The following is a 22,293-nucleotide window of genomic DNA, read 5'->3' on the forward strand; positions in this document are numbered from 1 at the left end:
CAGAGGAGAAGCACGATGGGACGAGTGACCGTACGACGGCGGGTCCTGCGCATCCGGGACGGCGCCGCCTCGCACCGCCCGGACACCCTGGCCGCCGAGGAGCCGATGGAGATCCGGGTCGGCGGGCGTCCGCTGACCATCACCATGCGCACCCCGGGCGACGACTTCGACCTCGCGGCCGGATTCCTGGTGAGCGAGGGAGTCGTACATGCGGCCGAGCACGTGGCCGGGATCCGCTACTGCCTGGGTGCCATGGCGGACGGGAGCAACACCTACAACGTGGTCGACGTCGCCCTGGCCCCGGGCGTGGCCGCCCCCGACACGTCCCTGGAGCGGAACTTCTACACCACGTCGTCGTGCGGGCTGTGCGGTAAGGCCAGCCTGGACGCGGTGCGTACGGCGGCGGCGTGGTCCGTGGCCGAGGACCCGCTGCACCTCACGCCGGAGCGGCTCGCGACGCTTCCCGACCGGCTGCGCGCGGCCCAGAAGGTGTTCGACAGCACCGGCGGCCTGCACGCCGCCGGGCTCTTCTCCGCCGACGGGGAACTGCTGTGTCTGCGGGAGGACGTGGGCCGGCACAACGCGGTGGACAAGGTCGTCGGACACGCCCTGCGGTCGGGGCTGCTGCCGCTGCGCGAAACGGTGCTGATGGTGAGCGGCCGGGCCTCCTTCGAGCTGGTGCAGAAGGCGGTGACGGCCGGGATTCCCGTACTGGCGGCCGTCTCCGCCCCGTCCTCGCTGGCCGTGGACCTGGCGGTGGAGAGCGGGCTGACCCTGGTCGGTTTCCTGCGCGGCGCCTCGATGAACGTGTACGCGGGTGCGGAGCGTCTGCAACCGGAGCCGGTGGGAGCCCACTGAGCTCCTCAGCGCGCGCCGGGCAGGCGCTCCAGCTCCGCCGCGACGTCGATCCGCCGGGCGAGGTCCGTCAGGGCGCGGGCCATCACCGAACCGGGCTCCCGCGCCGTGATCACGAGCCCGACCGGTACCGTGCGCGCGGGCTCCACCAGCGGTACGGCCCGCATGCCGTGCGGCACGCCGAAGACGTGCAGCCACGCGTGCGGGACGACGCTCGCCCAGTGGCCGGTCCTGACGTGGGCGAACAGGGTGCCGACCGAGTCGGTCTCGACGCGCGGGGACGGCTGCACGCCCGCCTCCGCGAACAGGCCGTCCACCGTCCTGCGGCCCTGCATGGTCGGGGTCAGCAGACACAACGGCAGCCGCGCCGCCTCTGCCCAGGTGGCCGACGCCCGCTGGCCGAGGCCGCCGCCGGCCGTGGTCAGCAGCACATACCGCTCGTCGTACAGCGGGACCGTCTGGAAGCCCTCGGGCAGGTCCTCGCGCACATAGGTGAGACCGGCGTCGATCTCGAAGTTCTGCAGCTGCCGGAGGATGTCCCGCGACTGCAGATCCGCCATGACCTCCACGGTGACCAGTGGGTGCGCCGCGAGGAAGGGCCCGGTCAGCAGGGACACGGCACCGGAGGCGGTGGGCACCGAGCCGATCCGCAGCCGGCCGCTCAGGCCCGTGCGCAGCGCGCCGACCTCGTCCTTGAGGGCGTCACGGTCGGCCAGGATGCGCTGCGCCCACACCACGATGCGCTCACCCTCCGGCGTGAGCCCCTCGTACTTGCGGCCGCGTCTGACCAGCGGCACGTCCAGCTCGTCCTCCAGCTTCCGGATCGCCTCGGAGAGGGCGGGCTGGGAGACGTGACAGGTCTGGGCGGCGCGGGCGAAGTGGCGCTCGCGGGAGAGGGCCACCAGGTACTCGAGTTGGCGAAACAGCACGCCACGGGTGTACCTGACCGGTTCGCGGAATGCCAGTCGCGCCCGGCTGCCGCAGGATGGGTGAGTGAGACATTCCGCCCACGGCGGTGATTTTCCCCTGACCTTCCCCCGATCTTCCGTACGACAGTGATCTTCCGCGAACAGTGAGGAGGCCGGCTCTTGTCCGAGTCGCAGCCCGTGATCGTGCCGCCGGCCCGGGCCACCTTGTTCCTGGTGGTCACTCTCCTGCCGGGCCGCGAGGACACCGTGCGGGGCCTGCTGGAGGACGTCTCCGGTCTGCGCCGCTCGGTCTCCTTCCGCGCCCCCGACGACGGGCTCACCTGCGCCGTCGGCATCGGATCGGCGGCGTGGGACCGGTTGTTCAGCGGGCCGCGCCCGGCGGGGCTGCATCCGTTCGTGGAGCTGGCCGGTGAGCGCCACCGCGCCCCGTCCACGCCGGGTGACCTGCTGTTCCATGTGCGCGCCCGTCGTATGGACCTGTGTTTCGAACTGGCCCGGCTGTTCATGGAACGGCTGCGCGGCGCGGTCACGGTGGTCGACGAGGTGCAGGCCTTCAAGTACTTCGACGAGCGCGACCTGCTCGGTTTCGTCGACGGCAGCGAGAACCCGGAGGGCGGGCTCGCGGCCGCCTCCGTGTTCGTCGGCGACGAGGACCCCGACTTCGCGGGCGGCAGCTATGTGATCGTGCAGAAGTACGTGCACGACATGGCGGCGTGGCAGGCCCTGCCCGTGGAGGAGCAGGACAAGGTCATCGGACGGACCAAGCAGGCCAACGTCGAACTCCCCGACGACGTCAAGCCCGCCGACTCCCACGTGGCCCTCAACACCATCACCGACGAGGACGGCAACGAGCGCAAGATCGTACGGGAGAACATGGCGTTCGGGACCGTTGGGGACGGCGAGTTCGGGACGTACTTCATCGGCTATGCGCGCACCCCCGACGTGACCGAGCAGATGCTCAGGAACATGTTCCTCGGCAACGGCCCGGCGCGGCACGACCGCATCCTCGACTTCTCGACCGCGGTCACCGGATGCCTGTTCCACGTGCCTACGGCCACGTTCCTGGACGACCTTCCCGCGCCCCCCGGCACGAAGGCCGCGGCGGACGGCTCGCTGGGGATCGGCAGCCTCAAAGGAGCCTGAGCTCGAAGAAGCCTGAGCTCGAAGAAGTCCGAAGGAGTCCGATCATGACGACGCCCGACGGCATCACCAACCTGCACCGGGAACTCGCCCCGATCACACCCGCGGCCTGGGCCGAGATCGAGGACGAGGCCCGCCGCACCTTCCGCCGCAACCTCGCGGGCCGGCGGGCCGTGGACGTCTCCGGTCCCGACGGCCCCGAGCTCGCGGGCGTCGGGACGGGCCATCTGTCCGCCATCGACGGGCCGGCACCCGGCGTCGGCGCACGGCTGCGCCAGGCGCAGCCCCTGGTCGAACTGACCGTGCCGTTCACGGTGAGCCGCGCCGCCGTCGACGACGTCGAGCGGGGCGCCCGGGACTCCGACTGGCAGCCGGTCAAGGACGCCGCGCGCAGCATGGCGTTCGCCGAGGACCGGGCGGTCTTCAACGGGTACGAGGCGGCGCGCATCGACGGACTGCGCGGGCGCACCTCCCATCCGGTCCTGCGGCTTCCGGCCGAGCCGCGCGACTACCCGGACGCGGTCAGCGCCGCCGTGACCACTCTGCGGCTGGCCGGCGTGGAGGGCCCCTACTCACTGCTGCTGGGCGCCGAGGCGTATACGGCGGTCAGCGAGACCTCGGACCACGGCTACCCCGTCGCCGCCCACCTCGCCCGGATCCTCGACGGTCCGCCGATCTGGGCGCCGGCCGTCGAGGGCGCCTTTCTGCTCTCGGCCCGGGGCGGCGACTACGAGCTGCGGCTCGGTGAGGACCTCGCCGTCGGGTACACGGCCCACGACGCCACGGAGATCGAGCTGTACTTCCGCCAGACGCTGACGTTCCTGGTCTTCACGGACGAGGCCGTGGTGGCCCTCGACCCGGCGGCGGACACGGCCTGAACCCCGGGCGGAAAGGGCCCGGAACGGCATCTTCCGCTCCACTTGCGGAGCACTCTGCACCGGGTTTTGGTTGAAGCACCCCTCGATGGGGACCCGTCGGGGAGACCGGTCGATGAGCACCCGTCGATGAGCACCCACCGATGACCAGCCATCAATGAGCACCCGCAGATGATCCTGGAGCTGCCATGTCGATGTCGTCGTTCGGTTTCGGCTCGCACGACCCCTTCAGCGACTTGCTGAACCGGTTCTTCGGTATGTCGCCGTCGTCGTCGCCGCCGGCCGTGCAGCGGGTGCCGATCGGCCGGCTGCTGACCGACTCCTCGCAGGAGCTCATCAACCTGGCCGCGCGGCGGGCGCTGGACGACGGCACGACCGATCTCGACACGGAGCACCTGCTCTGGGCCGCCACGAAGGTCGACCCCGCGCGCACGCTCCTCGCCCAGGCCGGGGTGGATCCCGACGCGCTCGGTGACCAGATCGCCGAGATCCTGCCCCACGAGTCCAGCGAGCCGTCCTCCGAGCCCGGCCTCACCCCGGCGGCCAAACGCACCCTCGCCGCCGCGTACGCCCGCTCCCAGGCGACCGGTGTGTCCTACATCGGGCCCGAGCACATCCTCGGCGCGCTCCTGGACGACGCCGACGCGGGCGCCGCCCGGCTGCTGCGCGCGGAGGGCCAGGACGTGCAGAAGCTGGCGGGCCTCACGGAGCAGGCGTCCCGCGGCGACGGGCAGCCCGCCGAGCGCAGGACGCCGGCCACCACGCTGGACGAGTACGGCCGGGACCTCACCGAGGAGGCGAAGGCCGGCAAGCTCGACCCGGTGGTCGGACGGGCCGACGAGATCGAGCAGACCGTCGAGGTCCTCTCCCGGCGCTCCAAGAACAACCCCGTGCTCATCGGCGAGCCCGGCGTCGGCAAGACCGCGATCGTGGAGGGCCTCGCGCAGCGCATCGTCGCCGGTGAGGTCCCCGCCACCCTGAAGGACAAGCGGGTGGTCGCCCTCGACCTGTCCGGGATGGTGGCGGGCGCGCAGTACCGGGGGCAGTTCGAGGAACGCCTCAAGAAGGTCATCGAGGACGTCCAGGCGGCGAGCGGCGACATCATCCTGTTCATCGACGAACTGCACACGGTCGTCGGCGCGGGCGCCACGGGCGAGGGCTCGATGGACGCCGGCAACATGCTCAAACCGGCGCTCGCACGCGGCGAACTCCATGTGGTGGGCGCGACGACCATCGACGAGTACCGCAAGTACGTCGAGAAGGACGCCGCGCTGGAACGCCGCTTCCAGCCCGTGATGGTCCCGGAGCCGACGGTCGAGGAGACGATCCAGATCCTGGAGGGGCTGCGCGACGCGTACGAGGCCCACCACCAGGTCCGCTTCGCCGACGGCGCCCTGGCCGCCGCGGCGGAACTGTCCGACCGCTACATCAGCGACCGCTTCCTGCCCGACAAGGCCATCGACGTGATGGACCAGGCAGGCGCGCGCGTCCGACTGCGCAGCGCGGGGCGCTCCACCGAGGTCGTCAGCCGCGAGGACCGTATCGCCAAGCTGCGGCGCGAACTGGACCAGGCCGTCGCATCCGAGGACTTCGAGAAGGCGGCGCAGATGAAGGCCGAGATCGCCGAGACGGAGAGCGAACTCGCGGGCATCGAGGAGCGGCGCGAGGGCGTCGTCTCCGTCACCGCCGCCGACATCGCGGACGTCGTCTCCCGCCGCACGGGCATCCCCGTCTCCCAGCTCACCGCCAGCGAGAAGGAGAAGCTGCTCAAGCTGGAGGACGAGATGCACGCCCGTATCGTCGGCCAGGACGAGGCGGTCACCGCCGTCTCGCAGGCGGTGCGCCGCAACCGGGCCGGCATGGGCGACCCGAACCGTCCCGTGGGTTCCTTCCTCTTCCTCGGTCCCACCGGCGTGGGCAAGACCGAGCTGGCCAAGACCCTCGCCGAGCTGCTGTTCGGCGAGGAGGACCGGATGATCCGCTTCGACATGAGTGAGTTCCAGGAGAAGCACACGGTGGCCCGGCTCGTCGGCGCCCCTCCGGGATACGTCGGCTACGAGGAGGCGGGCCAGCTCACCGAGAAGGTGCGCCGGCAGCCGTACAGCGTCGTGCTGTTCGACGAGGTCGAGAAGGCGCACCCCGACGTCTTCAACACACTGCTGCAGATCCTCGACGACGGGCGCCTGACCGACGCTCAGGGACGCACCGTCAACTTCCGGCACTGCGTCATCATCATGACGTCCAACATCGGGGCCCACCGCATCCTCGACCACAAGGGCGACGTGTCCGAGCTCAAGGACGAGCTGATGCGGGAGCTGCGGACCCGTTTCCTGCCGGAGTTCCTCAACCGCATCGACGACATCATCATCTTCCACGGCCTCACCGAGCACGATCTGGGCGAGATCGTGGACCACCTGCTGGAGCAGAGCAGGCGCCGGGTCCACGCCCAGGACATGCGCCTGGAGGTGACGGAGGCCGCCAAGAAGCTGCTGATCGCCCACGGTCACCAACCGGAGTTCGGCGCCCGCCCGCTCAGGCGCACCATCCAGGCGGAACTCGACAACCGCATCGCCGAACTCCTGCTCAGCGGCGAGGCCGGGCCCGGGGACACGATCGTCGCCGACGTGAAGGACGACTCGCTCCACTGCACCGTACGCCGGGCCGGCCCGGACGACGGTGCGGCTTCGGAGGAGAAGGAGAAGGAGGCGTCATGACGCACCACAAGTCCAACCACGAGGTCGAGGGCGGCCCGGAACGCGGTCACGGCAGGGGAATGCCCAGGCGGCCCGACCAGGACGAACTCGCGGAGCGGACCGAACAGGACCGGCGCGAAGCGGGTCTGCCGGGTGCCCCTCCGGAAGACGTCGAGGCGGAGTACGAGGAGGAATGGCGGGAGATCGACCGGGAGACGAGGGCCGGTGAGGTCGAGACGGGCATGCACAAGCGCGACCGCGCGCCCTACCCGCCCTCGCACTACGGCGACTGAACCCGCGTCAGCCCAGGGACACCACGACGGCCGTCGCCGGCCCCTCGGGCGTCTCGTACGTCACCGTGTCGCCGGGACGGTGGCCGAGGAGGGCGCGCCCGAGCGGGCTGTCGGCCGTGACGAGCCTCGGGTCCAACTCCTCGGCCGTCTCACCGATCTGGAAGGTCTCCGCCGTCCCGTCGCCGAACCGCACGGCGACCGTGGTGCCCACACCGACCAGATCGGTGGGAGGCGGCCCCGCCACGTCCGCCCGGCTCAGCCGGGTGGTGAGCGCCTCGATACGGGCGTCCAGGCGCTGGAGCTGGTCGGCGCGCAGCAACGCGTCGGCCTCGTCGGCGCTGTCGCCCACGTCCGAGTCGGAGTCCTGGAGTGTCGCCGCGACCGTCCGGCGTTCGGTGCGGAGGTCGGCGAGCTCCTGTTCGAGGGCGTGTCGGGCGGCGTCACTGATGGGTGCGGGTTCGCTGGACATGTCTGGTCCTCGGGTGCAAGAGGGGAACTGACACGGGATTTTGCGTCATATTAATTCGTTTTGTGGTGTGGTGTTCCGTCGAATCGCGCCCTCGAATCCCCTGTGGAATCGTGAAAGGGGCGGATTCAGGAACCTTCCTGACGCCACGCACGAGCGGGAGGTGGCTATGTCCTCGAAGCGACGCCGTAAGAAGAAGGGTCGCCGCAAGCACGCCGCGAACCACGGGAAACGGCCGCAGTCGTAGGTCCGTCGGTTCCGCTGTCGTACACCCCGGCCGGTGAAAGGGTGAGCATCTTGAACGCCTCGAACGACGACCAGAAGGGACTGGAGCCCGAAGTGGGGCCGGGCCCCGAGGGCGAACCGCAGTTCCACCCTTACCATCACCCCGCCGCCGGCTGGGGTGCGGCCAAGAGCGTGAGCCGGGTCCTGGTGCGCGAGCGCGCCCTCGTCGACGGACCGCGCGCGATCATGCGGATGAACCACGAGAACAGCGGCTTCGACTGCCCCGGATGCGCCTGGCCCGACGACACCAAGGGCCTGCACCTCGACATCTGCGAGAACGGCATCAAGCACGTCACGTGGGAGATGACCAACAAGCGCGTCGGCCGCGAGTTCTTCGCCGCCCACAGCGTCACGGAGCTGTACGACTGGAGCGACTTCTCCCTGGAGGACCAGGGCCGGCTCACCGAACCGATGGCCTACGACCCGGAGACCGACCACTACGTCCCCATCAGCTGGCACGACGCCTTCGAGATGGTCGGCAGCGCCCTGCGCGGACTGGACAACCCCAACCAGGCGTCCTTCTACACCTCCGGCCGCCTAGGCAACGAGGCCACCTTCCTCTATCAGTTGCTGGCCCGCGAGCTGGGCACCAACAACCTGCCCGACTGCTCGAACATGTGCCACGAGGCCAGCGGCCGCGCCCTGCAGGCCTCCCTCGGCACCGGCAAGGGCACCGCCGACCTCAAGGACTGGGAAGCCACCGACGCCCTGTTCATCATGGGCGTCAACGCGGCCTCCAACGCGCCCAGGATGCTCACGTCCCTGGCCGAGGCCTACCGCCGCGGCGCGCAGATCGTGCACATCAACCCGCTGGTCGAGGCGGCCGCCACACGCACCATCGTGCCGCACGACTTCACGGACATGGCCCTCTTCAAGTCGACGCGCACCAGCACCCTCAACCTGCAGCCGCGCATCGGCGGCGACATGGCTCTCCTGCGCGGCATCGTCAAGGCCGTCCTGGAACAGGCCAAGAACGACCCCAAGGCCCTCGACCAGGAGTTCATCGACCGGCACACCACCGGCTTCGAGGCGTACCGGGACCTGTGCGAGAAGACCTCCTGGGAGGAGATCGAGCGCCAGTCCGGCATCGACCGCGCCGGCATCCTCAAGGCGGCGCGCATCTACGGCGACGCCGACCGGTCCATCTTCAGCTGGTGTCTCGGCGTCAGCCAGCACGAGCACGGTGTCGACACCGTCCGCGAGATCGTCAACGTCCTGCTGCTGCGCGGCAATCTGGGCCGCGAGGGCGCCGGACCGTCCCCCGTGCGCGGCCACAGCAACGTTCAGGGCAACCGGACCTGCGGCATCGACCACCGGCCCACCGAGGACTTCCTCGCGCGTCTCGCCGAGGTCTGCAAGATCGACCCGCCGCACGAGCACGGCCTGGACACCGTCGGCAGCATCCAGGCCATGCACCGAGGGGACGTGAAGGTGTTCGTCGGCATGGGCGGCAACTTCGCCCTCGCCGCGCCCGACACGCCGTACACCTACGACGCGCTGCGCAAGTGCGACCTCACCGTCCACGTGAGCACCAAGCTCAACCGCAGCCATCTCGTCCACGGGCGGCGCGCGCTCATCCTGCCGTGCCTCGGCCGCACCGAGGAGGACCACCAGCGCCGCGGCATCCAGAGCACCTCGGTCGAGGACTCGATGAGCATGGTCCACATGTCCCTCGGCATGAAGCGTCCCGCCTCGCGCCATCTGCTGTCCGAGCCCGCGATCATCGCCGGGATCGCCCGCGCCGCCCTGCCGGACAGCCCCACACCGTGGGAGTGGTACATCGAGGACTACGACCGCATCCGCGACACCATGGCCCAAGTCCTCGACGGATTCGAGGACTTCAACCGCCGGGTGCGCCTGCCGCTCGGCTTCCGGATCAAGCAGCCCGCCCGCGAACTGGTCTTCCTCACTCCGTCCGGACGCGCCGAGTTCTCCGCCGCGCCCCTGCCCGACGTGATCCCCGCCCCGGGCACCCTGGCGCTGGGCACCATGCGCTCGCACGACCAGTGGAACACGACGATCTACTCGGACGACGACCGCTATCGCGGCATCAAGAACCTGCGCACGCTCGTCTTCATGAACAAGGACGACATGCGCGAGCGCGGGCTCGGAGAGTTCGACCCGGTCGACATCACCAGCACCGCCAAGGACGGCAGCAACCGCCGCCTCGACGGCTATCTCGCCATCCCGTACGACATCCCGCGCGGCTGCGCGGCCGGGTACATGCCGGAGATGAACGTGCTGTGCGCGATCGGCGACTACAGCACCCAGAGCGACCAGCCCCTGATGAAACACGTCAAGGTCACCATCACCGCGTCGAATTGAGGGAGCCGAGGCGCGGCAGCCGTACGGTGAAGCAGGCGCCGCCCTCCGGGGCGTGGCCCTCGGCGGTGATGGCCGCGCCCAGCCGGCTCGTCAGCCGATGGGCGATGGCCAGGCCCAGCCCGCTGCCGACGGGACGGACACCGCGGTAGCGGGCGGTGAGCACCCCGCGTTCGAAGGCGACCGCCACGTCCTCGTCGGTGAGTCCGGGACCGCCGTCGCGCACCTGGAGCCGCGCGCCGCCCGTGCCGTCGGGACTCAGAGCGAGGACCCAAGTCCCTCGTCGGCACCTACGGCGACCAGGTACAGCGCTGGGCCGAGCGCCGCAGCGACTTCTGGCAACACGACTGACCAGCGACCCGGCCCGCTTCCCCGGTGGCAAGGGCACCTGACGGCACAGCGCCCCGGAGCGCCGCGGAAGTTCGCGGCGCGCCGGGGCGCGAGGGGTGGAGCGGTCAGACGGCCGTGCGCTGCCTGCGGCGCAGCGTCAGGTACGTGCCGGTCGCCCCGACGGCCAGCAGCGCGCCCGCGGCGACGCCCACCGGAAGGGCCGGGAACGAGGCGGCGTCGGTCGTCGCGGCGGTGTTCTGCATCGCCGGACCCGGCGTCACATGGGTGGTGACGGGCTGCACGTGGCGGATCGGACCGACGGACTTGACCGAGCCGTCCGAGTTCAGCAGCACCTGCTTGCCGTTCGGGTGCCGGAAGTCGAACATCCCGTTCAGCGAGCCCGCGCCCGCGTCGAAGGAGTGGTCGCCGACGCGGCCGGTGTGCCAGTTGTCCTCGATGAAGCGGAGGACGGACGCCTGGTCGGTCTGCGTGTGGTCGACCTGGTTGACCTTGCTGTACGGCGAGACGACCAGCAGCGGCTGACGGGTACCGGGACCGCAGCGGTCCGCGTAACCACCCGCGGCGGCGGGACCGGCCTGGCAGGCGGGGCTGTCGGTGGTCTTGCCGTTGGAGCCCACCGTGGTGTCGGCGGAGCCGTTGGTCGGCTTGGCGTAGGCGTGGTCGTACCAGCCGTCGGAGTCGTCGTACGCGATGACGATGGCCGTGGACTTCCACTGCGGCGAGCTCTGGATCGCGTTGATCTCGTTCACCAGGAAGTGCTGCTCGTCGATCGGGTCGGAGTAGCCCGCGTGGCCGTCCTGGTACTCGCCGGCCTTGAGGAAGCTGACCGCGGGCAGCTGGCCCGCCTTCAGCACCGCGTCGAAGTCGGTCAGGTCGTAGTTGTGGTTGGCCTGACCCTGGTGACCGATCTCGGCCACGTCCTTCGGCGGCAGGTGGTGCGGGTTCGCCGTCGACTTGTAGTACGAGAACGGGTTGTGGTGCGGGCTGTAGTCGACCGCGGCCGCGCCGCCGACGTTGGTGTGCGTGGTGTCGCACTTGGCGTAGTCGGCCTGGTTGCCGTCCCACGCGGTGGAGGGCCGGAAGCCACCCTGGAACCAACCCCAGCTGACCTTCTGGGTGTTGAGCAGGTCACCGATGTTGCGGCCCTGCATCGACGCGAGCGCGTTGGCGCTCGTGTGGTCCTTGTCGGAGCAGTCGTCGTAGGCCGGGTCCGGGTCGTTGATGACCGTGCCGACACCGTTCGCGTCCGGCGAGAGGACCGTGTAGGCGTCGGGCTTCGACGTCTGCTTCGGGTTCTCGGTGCCGGAGGTGGGGTCCGTGGAGACCACGCCGTGCGTCTGACCGGAGATCAGGTTCAGGGCGCCGGGCGTGGAGGGGCCGTAGACCGAGCTGAAGGAGCGGTCGTTGAGGGAGTACTGCTGGGCGTAGTTCCACAGCGCGGTGACCGTGTTGCCGTCGTAGTAGTCCATGACCAGGCCCGGCTCGCCGAACAGGCCGCCGCTGCACTTGTCGACCTCGGTGTTCTGCACGTACAGGTCGGCCTTGCCGCCGTCCGCCGCGTACTGCTCCGCACCGTAGGAATGGTTCTGGTCGCAGGTCATCGCCTGGGACGGGGTGAGCCGCTTGGGCGCGTACTGGTTGGGGTTCTTCGTCAGCAGCCCGGCGTGCGCCAGGGTGTCGATGTTCTTCGGGGTCTTCTTCGACGCGGTGAACTTCGTGCCGTCGGTGTTCGCGGCCTTCGGGTACGTCCCGAAGTAGTGGTCGAAGGAGATGTTCTCGTCGAAGAGGACGACCACGTGCTTGATGGGCGTGGCCGTCGAGGAGTGGCCGGCCGGCACGGCTGCCCAGGTGGGTGCCGCCCCGCCGAGAACCGTGAGCGCGGCGGCACCGGCAAGTGCCCCCAGTCCCTTGATCGTTGTTCTTCTACCCCTGCTGGCCATGCTGGTTCACCCTTCGGGCGGGAAGTCTTCTAGGTGGTACGGCCACGGATGTTTCGCCGCACGCACGGCATTTCGGCGGAGTCGTGGTGGCGGCGGAATGAACACCGGGTCAGGGAAGCTGGGGCAAATCTTGACCGCGAGTTGACCTGATGAACCGGGAAGCTGTCCAGACAAGTTCAGGTGAGGAGGGCGCGCCCGTACCAGTCGTTCGGGTCGCGTACGCCGGGCAGGGCGAAGAAGTAGCCCCCGCCGAACGGCTTGATGTAATCGGTCAGCGGCTCGCCCGCCAGCCGCTTCTGCACCGTCTCGAACTGCCGGGCCAGATCCTGTTGGTAGCAGCAGAACAGCAGACCCATGTCGAGGTTGCCGTTGGCATCCATGCCCCGGTCGTAGTTGTACGCACGCCGCAGCAGACGCTGGCCTGCGGTGGCGGGGGTACGCGGGTTGGCGAGCCGTATGTGTGCGTCCAGCGGGATGACGTCGCCCTTGGGATCGTCCGCGTAGTCCGGGGTGTCGTGCTCCGCGTTCCCGTCCAGGGGCGCGCCGGACGCGCGGGCCCGGCCGAACATGCGCTCCTGCTCGCCCAGCGAGACGCGGTCCCAGAACTCCACGAGCATGCGGATCAGCCGTACGACCTGATAGCTGCCGCCGACCGCCCAGTCCGGTTCGCCCATACCCCGGCCCACCCACACCAGAGCGTCCATCGCGTGCGCGTCGGTGATGTCCGGGTTGGCCGTGCCGTCCTTGAAGCCCAGCAGGTTGCGCGGGGTGCCGGACGGCCGGGGCGGGCTGGTGAAGCCGTCCAGGCGCCAGCGGACCTGCATACCGCCGCGGGTGTGCCGGGCGATGTCGCGCAGGGCGTGCAGCACGGTGTCGGTGTCGTCGGCGTGCAGCTGCAGGCTGAGGTCGCCGTGGCACCACTCGGGCTGCAGGTCGTCGTCGGGGAAGGCGGGCATGGCCGTCAGCCGGCGCGGACGGTGCCGGGCGAGGCCGAAGCGGTCGTCGAAGAGGGAGGCGCCGACGCCGGCGGTCACCGCGAGCCTGCCGGCCGGCAGCCGGTCGCCGAGGATGCCCGAATCGGCGGGTGGCCCGGTGATCCCGACCGGGTCCGGCGTACCGCCACCGGTCAGAAAGCGCGCGCGCTCGGTGAGGGTCCGCAGCAACTCGCCCAGCCCGGCGCGGTCCTGGGCGGTGACGTCGAAGGCGACGAAGACGCTCACGCGACGCGGCGCGGCGACGACGGACGCCTGCCGCACACCGTGGAACGGGGCGACACCGTGCGCCTCGCCGCTCGACGCGACGGCATGATCCGCGGCCACGCCCCCCGCGGCGAGCCCGGCACCGGCGAGCGCCGCACCCCGCAGAAAGCCCCGGCGGCCGACGTGACCGCTGCCTCTGTCCACCGCGCTCACACCGTCCTCCGCGGGTCGCAGATCGTGGCCACCGATGCCAGGTGTTCCACCAGGTCGTCCATGGTCGCGTCGACCGTCTCCCGCTGGGGGCGCGTGAGGTGGTCCAGGGGCGTCCAGCCGGACGGGGTGCGGAAGCCGTCGAGAGTGTGGCCGGCGCGGTCCAGTTCGCGGGTCAGGCCGGGGAGGTCGGCGTACCGCGTCGCGAGCAGCGGGCGCAGCCGGGACAGCACCTCGCGCGTGCCGTCGACGTTGGCGCGTGCGGTGGCCAGGTTGCTGCCGCTGCCGTAGTCGGTGCGGCCGGTCAGCTCGAACTGCACGGTGTTCTCCAGGATCTCGTGCGCCCGCAGCCCCAGTTGGGCCGGGTCCATGCGGGCCTGCGCCCAACTGTCGCGCAGGGCGGTGACGGCCTTGACCAGACCGGCCGCCGGGTCGCGCAGGGCGCCCGCCGACCGGCCGTGCCACAGCCCGTACTCGATGCGGTGGAAGCCGGTGAAACCCCGGTCGCGCACACCGTCCGGCAGCCCCGCGTCCGTGCCGTTGATCTTCGCGTCCGCGTCACCGAAGGCGTCGTACGCCGCTCCCAGCCGCTCGTACTGCAGATGCGCGGGCAGCCACGCCTTCCGGGCGGCGGTCAGGTCGCCGCGGTCGATCGCGTCCTGCAGGTCCTTCGTCAGCCGCACCGTCTCGTCCAGGCCGCCGCCGACCCACTTCTGGTAGGCGAGCGCTGGCGGGATCAGATCGTGCTCGGTGACCGGCGCAGCGCCCGGCCCGCCGTACCCGCGATCGAGGCGGACCGTGGGCCCGGTGGCCGCGTCGGCGTCGTCCGGCACGCATTTGAAGGCGTACGTGCCCTTGCCGAGGCGTACCGTCAGCGGGCGTGTCGTGCCGGGGCCGACGTCCTCGACCTCGCCGTACACGGCCTGGCTCGTCGGGTCCTCCAGATACACCTCGGCCGGTGCGTCGGAGGTGTTGTGCAGGTCGAAGACCTGGACGCCGGGCACCGGCGAGCTCCAGCCGCGGCCGCAGCGGCTCGACGAGACCTCGACGGTGGTGTGCGGGAGCGCGGGCCTTGCCGCGGGCGCTCGGTGCTGCCCGTGCCGGACGGCGAGCACCGCGGCCAGCACCAGCACGAGGGCGAGACCGAGTGCGCCGTACAGACGCAGGTGTGTCCCTCTGAGGCCGGACATCGGCACCCGGACCTCCTGGAGTCGTGACGTGCGTGATCACCCTCATGCTAGGAAGCGGAACGCGCTCGAACGGACGTCCAGAAGAACCCATGACCAAGAGTTCCCTGCGGGTTCACCGGACGGTCCCCTCGGCGCGGTCACTTCTCGGCCTGTGTCTTCGCAGTGTTCGCCACGACGCCCGGGACCCGGGCGGGCGCCGTCGCGTCCAGTAACGTGGGGTGGTGCAGGCGAGCGGCGTTGCCCCGCCTCCCTCGTCAGTCCCCGCGCGACACCCACATAGCGCCAACAGGCGTACGAGTTGCGGCGGTTGAGGTTCGCCGGAGAGCGCCCCTGGGACGCGTGACGGGGCGTGCGCGGGGCAACCACCTAGAAGGATGGGGGCTGGACCCGATGGCGGCAGTCGCGGCAGGGGGAAAGCCTGGAGGCCGGGAGGCGTGGCCGCGGTGAGTGGAACGACTCCGCGGTGGTGCCAGGTTCGGGAGGAAAGAGCCGTGACCCAGTCCGACGACGAGCGTCTGGTCGACCTCGCCGCACGAGTCGAACGGGACGATCCCTGTTTCGCCCGCGCCCTGGGCTCGGGCCGCCCGGCCCGGCCGCGTGAGTACCGACGCACGGGCGCCTGGTGGGGGCTGGCGGTCGGCGTGACGGTGCTGGTCGTGGGCGTGTTCCTGCCCCATGGGCTGATGATCGCCGCGGGGCTGGTCGTGATGGGGATCGCCGTGGAGCTGTTCGACCCGCACCGGGCGCGCGGCGGGCGGCGCGGGGCGTAGAACCTTCACCACGTCCTGCTGACGTACCGGCCGGCCCGGTTCCGCGAGCTGACCGGCAGCGACCCGACGGACCCCGCCGACCGCCGCACCCTGCACACCGCGGTCCTCGGCGCCCGCCTCCTGGCCTGGCCCGAGCGGCCCCTGCGAGCACTTATGTCATGACCGTCCGACCGTGTCCTGGTCCTCCGCCGTCTCCAGGGGTGCCGGGACCGCCGCCTCGGCAGTGGCAGGTCTGCGCAGCCAGGCCGTCAGGCGCAGGGCCAGGGGCTCGGTCCAGCGGGCGGTGAGCGGGCCGACGACGACCAGGATCAGGACGTCCGCCGTCGCCAGCGGGCCGAGGGACGGCTCGATCCCGGCGGTGACGGCGAGCCCGGCGATGACGATGGAGAACTCGCCGCGGGCCACGAGGGTGCCGCCGGCCCGCCAGCGGCCCTTGGCGGAGATCCCGGCCCGGCGGGCGGCCCAGTACCCGGTGGCGATCTTCGTCAGCGTCGTCACCGCGGCCAGTGCGAGAGCGGGCAACAGCGCCCAACGGCAAGGTGGAGACCACGGGTCGAGAGCGGTCAGGCGCCGTTGCCGAACGCCTTGAGGATGCGTTCGGCGGCCAGGGTCGCCGTCAACTCACCGTCCCTGACCTGCTGTTCAAGGCCAGGGGCGGCCTCGCGTACCGCCGGGTCCGAGTACAGGCGGCCCAGCAGTTCGTCACGGACCATCGCCCACGTCCAGTCGACCTGCTGGTCCCGTCGCTTGGCGGTGAGCCGGCCGGTCGAGTCGAGCAGGGTGCGGTGCTGCTCCAGGCGCTCCCAGACCGTGTCCAGACCGCTCGATTCACGGGCGCTGCAACTGAGCACCGGCGGCGTCCAGAACGCGTCCTTGCCGTGCATCAGTCGGAGCGCGCCCGACAACTCCCGTGCGGCGGCGCGGGCGTCGCGCTCGTGCGGGCCGTCGGCCTTGTTGACGGCGATCACGTCGGCCAGCTCCAGGACGCCCTTCTTGATGCCCTGCAACTGGTCGCCGGTGCGGGCCAGGGTCAACAGCAGGAAGGAGTCGACCATGTCGGCGACCGCCGTCTCCGACTGGCCCACGCCGACCGTCTCGACCAGGATCACGTCGTAGCCCGCGGCCTCCATCACGACCATGGACTCACGGGTCGCCTTGGCCACCCCGCCCAGCGTGCCCGCGCTGGGGGAGGGTCGTACGAATGCGTTCGGGTCGACCGCGAGGCGCTCCATCCGGGTCTTGTCGCCCAGGATCGAGCCGCCGGTGCGCGTCGAGGACGGGTCCACGGCGAGCACCGCCACCCGGTGCCCCAGCGACGTCAGCAGCGTGCCGAACGCGTCGATGAACGTCGACTTGCCGACACCCGGCACCCCGCTGATGCCGATCCGCCGCGCCCGGCCGCTGTGCGGGAGCAGCTCGGTGAGCAACTCCTGCGCCAGCGCCCGGTGCCCGGGCCGGGTGGACTCGACGAGCGTGATGGCGCGGGCCACGAGGGCCCGCCTCCCGTCGAGCACACCCTTCACATACGTGTCGAGATCGATCGCCGCCATGGGACTACAGGTCGTGCCCGAGCTCGGCCGACAGCCGCTTCACCAGGTCGTACGCCGCGTCCGGGATCACCGTCCCGGGCGGGAACACGGCGGTCGCGCCCATCTCGAGGAGCGTAGGCACGTCCTGCGGCGGGATGACACCGCCGACCACGATCATGATGTCCTCCCGGCCCTCCTCGGCGAGCTGCTCGCGCAGTGCCGGTACGAGGGTGAGGTGCCCGGCGGCCAGCGAGGACACGCCGACCACGTGGACGTCCGCCTCGACCGCCTGGCGGGCGACTTCCTCCGGGGTCTGGAACAGCGGGCCGACGTCGACGTCGAAGCCGAGGTCGGCGAACGCGGTGGCGATCACTTTCTGGCCGCGGTCGTGACCGTCCTGGCCCATCTTGGCGACCAGGATGCGCGGCCGGCGTCCCTCGGCCTCCTCGAACGCGTCCACCAGGCCACGGGTGCGGTCGACGTTCGGGGACTCGCCTGCCTCGTTGCGGTACACGCCGGAGATCGTACGGATCTGGCTCGCGTGGCGGCCGTACACCTTCTCCAGGGCGTCGGAGATCTCGCCGACGGTCGCCTTGGCGCGGGCCGCGTGCACGGCAAGCTCCAGCAGGTTGCCGTCGCCGTCGGCCGCCCGGGTCAGCGCGTCGAGCGCGTCCCGGCAGGCCGTCTCGTCCCGCTCCTCGCGCAGCCGCCGCAGCTTCTCGATCTGCTGGGCGCGCACGGAGGAGTTGTCGACCTTGAGCACCTCGATCTGCTCGTCGCTGTCCACGAGGTACTTGTTCACGCCGATCACCGGCTGCCGCCCCGAGTCGATCCGGGCCTGGGTGCGGGCCGCCGCCTCCTCCACGCGGAGCTTGGGGATGCCCGCGTCGATGGCCTGCGCCATGCCGCCCGCCTGCTCGACCTCCTGGATGTGCTGCCAGGCCTTGCGGGCGAGGTCGTACGTCAGCTTCTCGACGTAGGCGCTGCCGCCCCACGGGTCGATGACCCGGGTCGTGCCGGACTCCTGCTGGATGAGCAGCTGGGTGTTGCGGGCGATGCGCGCCGAGAAGTCGGTGGGCAGCGCGAGGGCCTCGTCGAGGGCGTTGGTGTGCAGCGACTGGGTGTGGCCCTGCGTGGCCGCCATCGCCTCCACGCACGTGCGCGTGACGTTGTTGAACACGTCCTGCGCGGTCAGCGACCAGCCCGACGTCTGCGAATGGGTGCGCAGGGACAGCGACTTGGAGTTCTTCGGCTCGAACTGGCTCACCAGCTTGGCCCACAGCAGCCGGGCCGCACGCAATTTGGCGATCTCCATGAAGAAGTTCATGCCGATCGCCCAGAAGAAGGAGAGCCGGGGCGCGAACGCGTCCACGTCCAGGCCAGCTTCCCGGCCCGCCCGGATGTATTCCACACCGTCCGCGAGCGTGTACGCCAGCTCCAGGTCGGCCGTGGCACCGGCCTCCTGGATGTGGTAGCCGGAGATGGAGATGGAGTTGTAGCGCGGCATCCGCTGCGAGGTGTACGCGAAGATGTCGGAGATGATCCGCATCGACGGCTTCGGCGGATAGATGTACGTGTTGCGGACCATGAACTCCTTGAGGATGTCGTTCTGGATGGTCCCGGCCAGCTTCTCGGGCGGTACTCCCTGCTCCTCCGCCGCCACGATGTACAGCGCCAGCACCGGCAGCACGGCGCCGTTCATCGTCATCGACACGGTCATCCTGTCGAGCGGGATCCCGTCGAACAGCTGCCGCATGTCGTAGATCGAGTCGATCGCCACGCCCGCCATGCCGACGTCACCGGTCACCCGTGGATGGTCGCTGTCGTAACCCCGGTGCGTGGGCAGGTCGAAGGCGACCGACAGGCCCTTCTGACCGGCCGCCAGATTGCGCCGGTAGAACGCGTTGGACTCCTCGGCGGTGGAGAAGCCCGCGTACTGGCGGATCGTCCAGGGCTGGTTGACGTACATCGTCGGGTACGGGCCGCGCAGATACGGCGCGATGCCCGGGTACGTCCCCAGGAAGTCCAGGCCCTCCAGGTCACGGCCGGTGTAGAGCGACTTGACCCCGATGCCCTCCGGGGTCTCCCACAGCGGCTCCTCGCTCCCGGTCGCCCGCTTGACGGCCGTACGCCATTCCGTGTCACCGCCGTCGGTGACCGGGGTCCCCAGTTCGATGCCGGAGAAGTCGGGGATTCCCATCAGGACACTCCCATGCGGTCGAGAGTCGCGGACAGCACGGCGACGGCGTCGCAGCCCGCGAAGACGTACGAGTCGATGCCGGCGTAGTCCGCGGGACGGCCCGCGAGGAACACGTGCCGGGCGCCCGAGGCCGTGAGGAACTCGGCGACCTGCTCGGCCTGTTCGGCGTACAGCGCGTCGCTGGAGCAGAGCACCGCCTCCGTGGCGCCGCTCTCCTCGAAGCGGCCCTCGGTGACCGGCTCGATGCCGCCCGCCTGGAACAGGTTCGCGGCGAAGCCGGCGCGCGCGGTGTACTCGGCGGCCGAACCGATCGTGGCCAGGAAGATCCGGGGCCGGGAACCGGTCGCCGCGAGGTGCGCGTCGGAACGGGCGCGCAGTTCCTCGAACGCCTCGTCGCGGCGCACGCGCGGCAGGCCCCCGGACGGAGCCTTCGGCGCGGGCTCGCGCTCCACCGGCTTCTCGGCGAGGTGCGGGAACTCGCTGACACCGGTGATGGGTTCGCGGCGCTTGGCGAGCTTCTTGGAGCGCTCGGCCCAGGTCGTCGCCAGGTCGGTGCGGATCCGGCCGGAGCGCAGGACGGCCGACTGACCGCCGTCCCGCTCGATCGAGCGGAAGAACTCCCAGGCGGCTTCGGCGAGTTCGTCGGTCAACCGCTCCACGTACCAGGAGCCGCCCGCCGGATCGATCACCCGGGCCAGATGCGACTCCTCGACCAGGATCGTCGACGTGTTGCGGGCGATACGGCGGGAGAAGGCGTCCGGCAGACCCAGCGCGTGGTCGAACGGCAGCACCGTGACCGCGTCGGCGCCGCCGACCCCGGCGGCCAGCGTGGCCACCGTCGTGCGCAGCATGTTCACCCACGGGTCGCGGCGCGTCATCATCACCGGAGAGGTCACCGCGTGCTGCACCTGCGCGCCCGCGCCGGGCGCCCCGGACACCTCGGCGACCCGGGCCCACAACCGGCGCGCCGCGCGCAGCTTGGCGATGGTCAGGAACTGGTCGGCGGTGGCCGCGTACCTGAATTCCAGCTGGCCGCAGGCCTGTTCGACGCTCAGGCCCGCCTCGGTCAGCTCGCGCAGATAGGCGACGCCGGTGGCGAGGGAGGCACCCAGCTCCTGCGCGGCCGAGCCGCCCGCCTCGTGGTACGGCAGCGCGTCCACGGTCAGTGTGCGCAGCGCCGGGTACTCCTCGGCGACCCGGCGCGCGAGCGCGGCGACCGGCGCGAAGTCCAGCGCGGTACCGGTGCGGGCCTCGTGGCCCAGCGGGTCGGCGCCGAGGCTGCCGCGCACGGCCTTCGGGTCGACGCCCTTGTCCTCGTACAGCCGCAGCAGTGCCCCGGCGGCCTCCTGCGTGTCCCGCCCCGCGTCCAGTACGACGGGCGCCAGGTCGAGATAGACACCGTCGAGGGCCCGGCCCAGTTCGGATACCGGGATGCCGCCCTCGCCCAGTACCAGCCACAGCGAGGTGACGCCGTTCTCCAGGTCGGCCAGCGCCGCCCCGACACCGAGCGCCGCATGCCGCTGCCGTACGTCCCAGCCGCCCGCGGTGTTCCCCTCCGGGCGGGCGCCGCGTACGAACGGGGCGAAACCGGGCAGGCCGGTGGCGGGTGCGGAATCGCGCGCGGTGTACAGCGGACGGGTGCGCAGCCCGTCCTCCAGCGTCGTGGACAGAGCGTCCTCAGCTGCCGCGCCCGAGACTTCCTTGCCCGACTTGCGCAGCACACCCTCGACCAGGCGTTGCCACTGCTCGTGTGTCGCGTCAGGGAACTCGGCGGCCAGTGGGAGCCCGTCGTCAGGCAGGACCGTCATGGCTCGGATGCTAGGGCAGCCGACTACAGAGGTAATGGAGTGGGGGCTGTGACGTTGCCCTCGCCGTGGTTGTGACCTGCGCCTCTCGGGGTCCGCGCGGGCGTGTCCGGGCGGCCGGACGGGTGGTCAGCAGGGCCCTTGTGCGAGTCCCGGCAGCAGGCCGGCGACGGCGTCGCGCTGCGCCGGTCCGATGAACTCGGCCAGCGCCTCCTTGACCGCGCTCGCGAGCAGCGCGGAGGCCTCCCGCAGCAACTGCCGGGCCTTGTCGGTGAGGACCACCTCCACGCCCCGCTTGTCGCCGCACACCGAGCGACGGGTGATCAGGCCCGGGCGCTGGAGACAGGCGATCTGGTAGGTGAGCCGCGTCTTGGGACGGCCCAGGAGCTCTGCGATCCGGGTCATGCGCAGGCCCTCACCCGGCTGCTCGGCCAGCAGACACAGGATCAGGAACTCGTCGTGCGAGACGTCCAGGGTCTCCTTCACCACCGAGCGCAGTCGCTGTTCGACGGCGCCCGTCGCGGCCAGCAGAAGCATCCAGGCGCGCAGCTCGTCCGGGAGCAGCCCACTGCCCCCGGAGGGACATCGGGGCAGGTCGGCGGGGTGTTCATCACGAGCGGCCATGCATCGATTCTATCTATTGTTCAAATTTGGATATTGGGCTAGCGTGTGCCGCCGAAGATAATCCAAATTTGGACCATCAAGAAGGGCACGACGATGACCGTCGCCGTCGAAGCAGGCACCTGGCAGCTGGACCCGAGCGCCTCCACCGTCTCCGTACGCCACAAGACGTTCTGGGGTCTGGCCACCGTCAAGGGCACCTTCACCGCCGTCAGCGGCAGCGGCGAGGTCGCGGCCGACGGGACCGCCACCGGCACCGTCACCTTGGACGCCACCTCCCTGGACACCAAGCACGCCAAGCGCGACACCCACCTGCGCTCGGCCGACTTCTTCGACGCCGACAACCACCCGGAGATCACCTTCGCCGTCCGCGGCGCCGAGCTCCGCGAGGGCGACACGGCGCACGTCACCGGAGAGCTCACTGTGCGCGGCGTCAGCCACCCGCAGGAGATCACCGCGCGCGTCGCCTCCGCCGACGAGGCGGCGGTCACGCTGGAGACGGAGTTCACCGTGGCCCGCGACACGTTCGGCGTGAGCTTCAACCAGCTGGGCATGATGGGCGGCCCGACGACGGTCGTCGCGACGCTCCGCTTCACCCCCGCCGAGGCCTGACACCCCGA

General features: G+C 70.8%; 19 protein-coding genes and 1 pseudogene. 9 read left to right on the forward strand and 11 right to left on the reverse strand.

Annotated elements, in window-relative coordinates; translation table 11 throughout:
- Positions 1-15 precede the first annotated feature (15 nt).
- Positions 16-858 carry a formate dehydrogenase accessory sulfurtransferase FdhD gene (fdhD, locus tag ACFYXB_RS07265; protein WP_351352064.1) on the forward strand — a complete coding sequence of 281 codons (843 nt, stop codon included), beginning with the start codon at positions 16-18 and terminating at the stop codon, positions 856-858.
- Positions 859-863: 5 nt separating this feature from the next.
- Here the strand turns inward: fdhD and ACFYXB_RS07270 are convergent, their stop codons facing one another.
- Positions 864-1,784, reverse strand: a complete 921-nt coding sequence (locus ACFYXB_RS07270) for a LysR family transcriptional regulator (RefSeq protein WP_351352061.1) — start codon at positions 1,782-1,784, stop codon at positions 864-866.
- 159 nt (positions 1,785-1,943) lie between these two features.
- Here ACFYXB_RS07270 and ACFYXB_RS07275 point away from each other — a divergent pair, with 159 nt between their 5' ends.
- The 4 genes from ACFYXB_RS07275 to ACFYXB_RS07290 all read left to right on the forward strand — a co-directional run bounded on the left by ACFYXB_RS07275 (position 1,944) and on the right by ACFYXB_RS07290 (position 6,785).
- Positions 1,944-2,927 (forward strand): Dyp-type peroxidase, encoded by a 984-nt coding sequence (locus tag ACFYXB_RS07275; protein ID WP_351352058.1) that lies wholly within the window; start codon positions 1,944-1,946, stop codon positions 2,925-2,927.
- Between the two features lie 44 nt (positions 2,928-2,971).
- Positions 2,972-3,802 (forward strand): family 1 encapsulin nanocompartment shell protein, encoded by an 831-nt coding sequence (locus ACFYXB_RS07280; RefSeq protein WP_389578732.1) that lies wholly within the window; start codon positions 2,972-2,974, stop codon positions 3,800-3,802.
- A gap of 185 nt (positions 3,803-3,987) precedes the next feature.
- Complete coding sequence (locus tag ACFYXB_RS07285; RefSeq protein ID WP_389578734.1) at positions 3,988-6,513, forward strand: ATP-dependent Clp protease ATP-binding subunit; 2,526 nt, start codon at positions 3,988-3,990, stop codon at positions 6,511-6,513.
- Complete coding sequence (locus ACFYXB_RS07290; RefSeq protein WP_351352049.1) at positions 6,510-6,785, forward strand: hypothetical protein; 276 nt, start codon at positions 6,510-6,512, stop codon at positions 6,783-6,785. Before ACFYXB_RS07285 ends, ACFYXB_RS07290 begins: the two co-directional genes overlap by 4 nt.
- A 7-nt stretch (positions 6,786-6,792) precedes the next feature.
- Here the strand turns inward: ACFYXB_RS07290 and ACFYXB_RS07295 are convergent, their stop codons facing one another.
- Positions 6,793-7,254 carry a GreA/GreB family elongation factor gene (locus ACFYXB_RS07295; protein ID WP_389578737.1) on the reverse strand — a complete coding sequence of 154 codons (462 nt, stop codon included), beginning with the start codon at positions 7,252-7,254 and terminating at the stop codon, positions 6,793-6,795.
- A 166-nt stretch (positions 7,255-7,420) separates the two neighbouring features.
- Here ACFYXB_RS07295 and ACFYXB_RS07300 point away from each other — a divergent pair, with 166 nt between their 5' ends.
- Positions 7,421-7,498, forward strand: coding sequence for a 50S ribosomal protein bL37 (locus tag ACFYXB_RS07300; protein ID WP_373296929.1), 78 nt, complete (start codon positions 7,421-7,423; stop codon positions 7,496-7,498).
- 80 nt (positions 7,499-7,578) lie between these two features.
- A complete protein-coding gene (locus tag ACFYXB_RS07305; protein ID WP_389579504.1) occupies positions 7,579-9,861 on the forward strand; it encodes an FdhF/YdeP family oxidoreductase in 2,283 nt (760 codons plus the stop codon).
- Here ACFYXB_RS07305 and ACFYXB_RS07310 read toward each other — a convergent pair.
- The 4 genes from ACFYXB_RS07310 to ACFYXB_RS07325 all read right to left on the reverse strand — a co-directional run bounded on the left by ACFYXB_RS07310 (position 9,845) and on the right by ACFYXB_RS07325 (position 14,748).
- Positions 9,845-10,246 carry a sensor histidine kinase gene (locus ACFYXB_RS07310; RefSeq protein ID WP_389578740.1) on the reverse strand — a complete coding sequence of 134 codons (402 nt, stop codon included), beginning with the start codon at positions 10,244-10,246 and terminating at the stop codon, positions 9,845-9,847. The genes ACFYXB_RS07305 and ACFYXB_RS07310 overlap by 17 nt on opposite strands.
- A gap of 67 nt (positions 10,247-10,313) precedes the next feature.
- Complete coding sequence (locus tag ACFYXB_RS07315; RefSeq protein WP_389578742.1) at positions 10,314-12,149, reverse strand: phospholipase C; 1,836 nt, start codon at positions 12,147-12,149, stop codon at positions 10,314-10,316.
- A gap of 176 nt (positions 12,150-12,325) precedes the next feature.
- A complete protein-coding gene (efeB, locus tag ACFYXB_RS07320; protein WP_389578745.1) occupies positions 12,326-13,561 on the reverse strand; it encodes an iron uptake transporter deferrochelatase/peroxidase subunit in 1,236 nt (411 codons plus the stop codon).
- Complete coding sequence (locus ACFYXB_RS07325; protein ID WP_389578748.1) at positions 13,558-14,748, reverse strand: EfeM/EfeO family lipoprotein; 1,191 nt, start codon at positions 14,746-14,748, stop codon at positions 13,558-13,560. The genes efeB and ACFYXB_RS07325 overlap by 4 nt, the downstream gene beginning before the upstream one ends.
- Before the next feature lie 491 nt (positions 14,749-15,239).
- On the opposite strand from ACFYXB_RS07325, the gene ACFYXB_RS07330 reads away from it, so the two are divergent.
- The gene (locus ACFYXB_RS07330; RefSeq protein ID WP_389578750.1) at positions 15,240-15,518 is read left to right on the forward strand and encodes a DUF3040 domain-containing protein; all 279 of its coding nucleotides are present in this window, start codon (positions 15,240-15,242) and stop codon (positions 15,516-15,518) included.
- Between the two features lie 156 nt (positions 15,519-15,674).
- On the opposite strand, the pseudogene ACFYXB_RS07335 reads toward ACFYXB_RS07330, so the two are convergent.
- The 5 genes and pseudogenes from ACFYXB_RS07335 to ACFYXB_RS07355 all read right to left on the reverse strand — a co-directional run.
- A pseudogene (locus ACFYXB_RS07335) lies at positions 15,675-16,073 on the reverse strand (cation:proton antiporter); the annotation flags it as partial.
- Between the two features lie 8 nt (positions 16,074-16,081).
- On the reverse strand, positions 16,082-17,068 hold the full coding sequence (meaB, locus tag ACFYXB_RS07340) for a methylmalonyl Co-A mutase-associated GTPase MeaB (RefSeq protein WP_389578752.1): 987 nt from the start codon (positions 17,066-17,068) through the stop codon (positions 16,082-16,084).
- 4 nt (positions 17,069-17,072) lie between these two features.
- Positions 17,073-19,247 carry a methylmalonyl-CoA mutase gene (scpA, locus tag ACFYXB_RS07345; protein ID WP_389578755.1) on the reverse strand — a complete coding sequence of 725 codons (2,175 nt, stop codon included), beginning with the start codon at positions 19,245-19,247 and terminating at the stop codon, positions 17,073-17,075.
- A complete protein-coding gene (locus tag ACFYXB_RS07350; protein ID WP_389578758.1) occupies positions 19,247-21,055 on the reverse strand; it encodes a methylmalonyl-CoA mutase family protein in 1,809 nt (602 codons plus the stop codon). The genes scpA and ACFYXB_RS07350 overlap by 1 nt, the downstream gene beginning before the upstream one ends.
- 126 nt (positions 21,056-21,181) lie before the next feature.
- Positions 21,182-21,676: a MarR family winged helix-turn-helix transcriptional regulator gene (locus ACFYXB_RS07355; RefSeq protein WP_389578760.1), complete on the reverse strand. Its 495-nt coding sequence runs from the start codon at positions 21,674-21,676 to the stop codon at positions 21,182-21,184.
- A 93-nt stretch (positions 21,677-21,769) separates the two neighbouring features.
- On the opposite strand from ACFYXB_RS07355, the gene ACFYXB_RS07360 reads away from it, so the two are divergent.
- Complete coding sequence (locus ACFYXB_RS07360) at positions 21,770-22,285, forward strand: YceI family protein (protein WP_389579507.1); 516 nt, start codon at positions 21,770-21,772, stop codon at positions 22,283-22,285.
- Positions 22,286-22,293 lie beyond the last annotated feature (8 nt).

The sequence above is a fragment of the Streptomyces sp. NPDC002619 genome, assembly GCF_042889305.1.
Classification (GTDB): domain Bacteria; phylum Actinomycetota; class Actinomycetes; order Streptomycetales; family Streptomycetaceae; genus Streptomyces.

Bases quoted from the DNA above. Each gene is read 5' to 3' on its own strand.
- fdhD (WP_351352064.1), top strand. From the start codon at position 16: ATGGGACGAGTGACCGTACGACGGCGGGTCCTGCGCATCCGGGACGGC.
- ACFYXB_RS07280 (WP_389578732.1), top strand. From the start codon at position 2,972: ATGACGACGCCCGACGGCATCACCAACCTGCACCGGGAACTCGCCCCG.
- ACFYXB_RS07285 (WP_389578734.1), top strand. From the start codon at position 3,988: ATGTCGATGTCGTCGTTCGGTTTCGGCTCGCACGACCCCTTCAGCGAC.
- ACFYXB_RS07290 (WP_351352049.1), top strand. From the start codon at position 6,510: ATGACGCACCACAAGTCCAACCACGAGGTCGAGGGCGGCCCGGAACGC.
- ACFYXB_RS07295 (WP_389578737.1), bottom strand. From the start codon at position 7,254: ATGTCCAGCGAACCCGCACCCATCAGTGACGCCGCCCGACACGCCCTC.
- ACFYXB_RS07300 (WP_373296929.1), top strand. From the start codon at position 7,421: ATGTCCTCGAAGCGACGCCGTAAGAAGAAGGGTCGCCGCAAGCACGCC.
- ACFYXB_RS07315 (WP_389578742.1), bottom strand. From the start codon at position 12,149: ATGGCCAGCAGGGGTAGAAGAACAACGATCAAGGGACTGGGGGCACTT.
- ACFYXB_RS07325 (WP_389578748.1), bottom strand. From the start codon at position 14,748: ATGTCCGGCCTCAGAGGGACACACCTGCGTCTGTACGGCGCACTCGGT.
- meaB (WP_389578752.1), bottom strand. From the start codon at position 17,068: ATGGCGGCGATCGATCTCGACACGTATGTGAAGGGTGTGCTCGACGGG.
- scpA (WP_389578755.1), bottom strand. From the start codon at position 19,247: ATGGGAATCCCCGACTTCTCCGGCATCGAACTGGGGACCCCGGTCACC.
- ACFYXB_RS07350 (WP_389578758.1), bottom strand. From the start codon at position 21,055: ATGACGGTCCTGCCTGACGACGGGCTCCCACTGGCCGCCGAGTTCCCT.
- ACFYXB_RS07355 (WP_389578760.1), bottom strand. From the start codon at position 21,676: ATGGCCGCTCGTGATGAACACCCCGCCGACCTGCCCCGATGTCCCTCC.
- ACFYXB_RS07360 (WP_389579507.1), top strand. From the start codon at position 21,770: ATGACCGTCGCCGTCGAAGCAGGCACCTGGCAGCTGGACCCGAGCGCC.